Origin of the sequence: Aminobacter sp. LjRoot7 (assembly GCF_964252895.1) — a bacterium.
In the GTDB taxonomy this organism is placed as follows: Bacteria; Pseudomonadota; Alphaproteobacteria; order Rhizobiales; family Rhizobiaceae; genus Aminobacter; species Aminobacter aminovorans_B.
Map to the genome: position 1 here is coordinate 1 of NZ_CAXUPX020000032.1, position 2,277 is coordinate 2,277.

Annotated in this window: 3 protein-coding genes; 1 reads left to right on the forward strand and 2 read right to left on the reverse strand. The window is 63.1% G+C overall.

Annotated features, from left to right (window positions below; all coding sequences use genetic code 11):
- On the forward strand, nt 1-331 hold a 331-nt coding region (locus ACSQ3E_RS30760), incomplete at its 5' end, for a TIGR02186 family protein (protein ID WP_436125237.1).
- A 139-nt stretch (nt 332-470) separates the two neighbouring features.
- Here ACSQ3E_RS30760 and rbsK read toward each other — a convergent pair.
- Nucleotides 471-1,403 carry a ribokinase gene (gene rbsK / locus ACSQ3E_RS30765; RefSeq protein WP_436125501.1) on the reverse strand — a complete coding sequence of 311 codons (933 nt, stop codon included), beginning with the start codon at nt 1,401-1,403 and terminating at the stop codon, nt 471-473.
- Nucleotides 1,404-1,427: 24 nt separating this feature from the next.
- Nucleotides 1,428-1,994, reverse strand: coding sequence for a nucleoside 2-deoxyribosyltransferase (locus ACSQ3E_RS30770; RefSeq protein ID WP_436125502.1), 567 nt, complete (start codon nt 1,992-1,994; stop codon nt 1,428-1,430).
- Between the last annotated feature and the right edge of the window lie 283 nt (nt 1,995-2,277).

Sequence of the window (2,277 nt, forward strand, 5' to 3'; positions counted from 1 at the left end):
GTTCACCGAGGCGCTGCGCGAGCGCAAGCTGGCGACCGGGCTCTACTCCGACAATATCGGCGGCGTGCAGTTTTTGTCGCAGAGCCTGTTTCGCGCCACCCTGCACCTTGCCCCCAACGTGCCGGTCGGCACCCACAAGGCTCGCGCCTTCCTGTTTCGCAACGGCATCTTCATCAAGGAAACCTCGGCCCAGCTCGCCATCGTCAAGTCGGGCTTCGAGCAGACCATCTACCGCTTCGCCACCGACCACGGCTTCGGCTACGGCCTCTTCGCCATCGGCCTCGCCATGCTCACAGGATGGCTCGGAAGGATCGTGTTCAGGAAGGATTGAGGGGGTGCCTGTCGAGCGCGCAACCGCGCGCCAGTGGCGCGATCGCCCTTAAAGCGTTTCCGCCTTTCGTCGAATCAAGAAATCTCTCTATCTTCTTGTTTCTGCGCAATTCCGGACGGAAGTCGCTTCCTGGAATTGCTTAGCCGTTGGCGCGGATGAAGGCTTCGATTTCGGCCCGCGTCGGCATGGAAGGGGCTGTGCCCGGCTTCTGCACCGAAAGGGCGCCTACCGCCGCGCCGAAGCGGACGGCATCGACCGGGCTGCGGCCCTCGGCAATCGCAACGGCGAAGCCGCCGTTGAACGCATCTCCCGCCCCCGTCGTGTCGACGACCTTGGTTACCTTGAAAGCCGGCACGAAATGCGTTCCGGCCTCGCCGTGCAGCAGCGCGCCCTTGGCGCCCAGTGTGATGAGCGCATTGCGGGCGCCACGCCTGACCAGGCTGGCTGCCGCCTGCAGGGCGCCCTCGTCCGTTGCCGTGTCGATCCCGGTCAATGTCGCGGCCTCGGTTTCGTTGGGGGTGACGAAATCGCAATTGACGTAGATGGCGTCGTCGACCGGCAGCGCGGGGGCCGGATTGAGAATGGTGGTGACGCCGTGGCTGCGTGCCAGGCGAAGGCCTTCGATGGCCGTTTCGATGGGCTGCTCGAACTGGGTGACGAAGACCTTGGCGCCGCTGATCAGCCCTTCTGCGGCGCGGACATCGGCGGGGCTCAGATTGGCAGCAGCACCGCTCTCGATGATGATCGCGTTGTCGCCTGTCCTCGAGGAGACGAAGATGAACGCCGCCCCCGTCGGAGCGGCTTCGTCGATCAGTACGTGCGAGGTGATCACCCCATCTTGCGACCAGGTCTGCCTGGCCATGTCACCGAAGGAATCCTGCCCGACACGGGTGATCATCGCGGACCGCGCGCCGGCGCGTGCAGCTGCGATCACCTGGTTGGAGCCCTTGCCGCCGGGACCCATGGCAAAACCCTGGCCAAGCAGTGTCTCGCCGACAACCGGCAGCCGCTCGGCCTTGAAGGCCAGATCGGCGACAAAGGTTCCAAGCACGACGATATCGGCACGATCCATCACATTGTCTCCCATTCCGAACATTCAGCGCGGGAACCTGGCCGCAGCCAGCCGCAGGCATTGCTCGAAGGCCTGATGGTCGGTGTACAGCGCCTCGGCCGCAACCTCGCTCGTGACGATCGTGCCGCCACGCGCCTCGATGCCGCCGTCGAGCATGAGATTGTCGATCATCTCGAAATCTTCGACGGCCAGTCCATCCGGCCCCCGCGGCCTGCCCTGCGCGTCGGCCTCGATGCGTCCCTCATAGAGCACAGCTACCCGTGCATAATGATCGCCAACCGTATTGGAAAACGCATAGGCGGGGCAGCCGCGGGCGCACATGAAGCCGAGTTCGAATGCCGTACCGATATCCGCCGCGATGCCACGGAATGGCGTCAGATTGGCAATGATCATGTCCGCGCTCATCATCAGGCGTTCGTTGATCGAGCTGATGGCAAGCCCTTTCGCCCTTTTGGTATCGGTCGCCGGCACCTCGAGATCGCCGGGAGAGACCGGAACGAAGCCGTAGCGCCTGGTCAATTCGATCTTGCGATCAAGCACTTCGCGCGCATTGGACAGGAAGACTTCGGGGCCGGCAAGATAGATTTTCATGAATGCGTGCTCTTGGACTGGAGATGATTTGCGCGACGTCAGGGAATGTAGGGGAGTATGGGAGTAGGATAGTCAGCTTTTGTACTGCCCTACTCCCTTATTCCCATACTGCCTTGTTCCCTTACTCCCCTAGTCTCCGTAGGGGACCCAGACGTTCTTGATCTCGATGGCGCGGCGGAGGAAGGCTTCGCCCTGGGCGTTTGGCCAGTCGAGGCTGCGGCCGTGACCGGTCCAGACGCGCTTGAGATTGCCTGTCGATTCCGCTTCCGCCCTGGCGCAGATG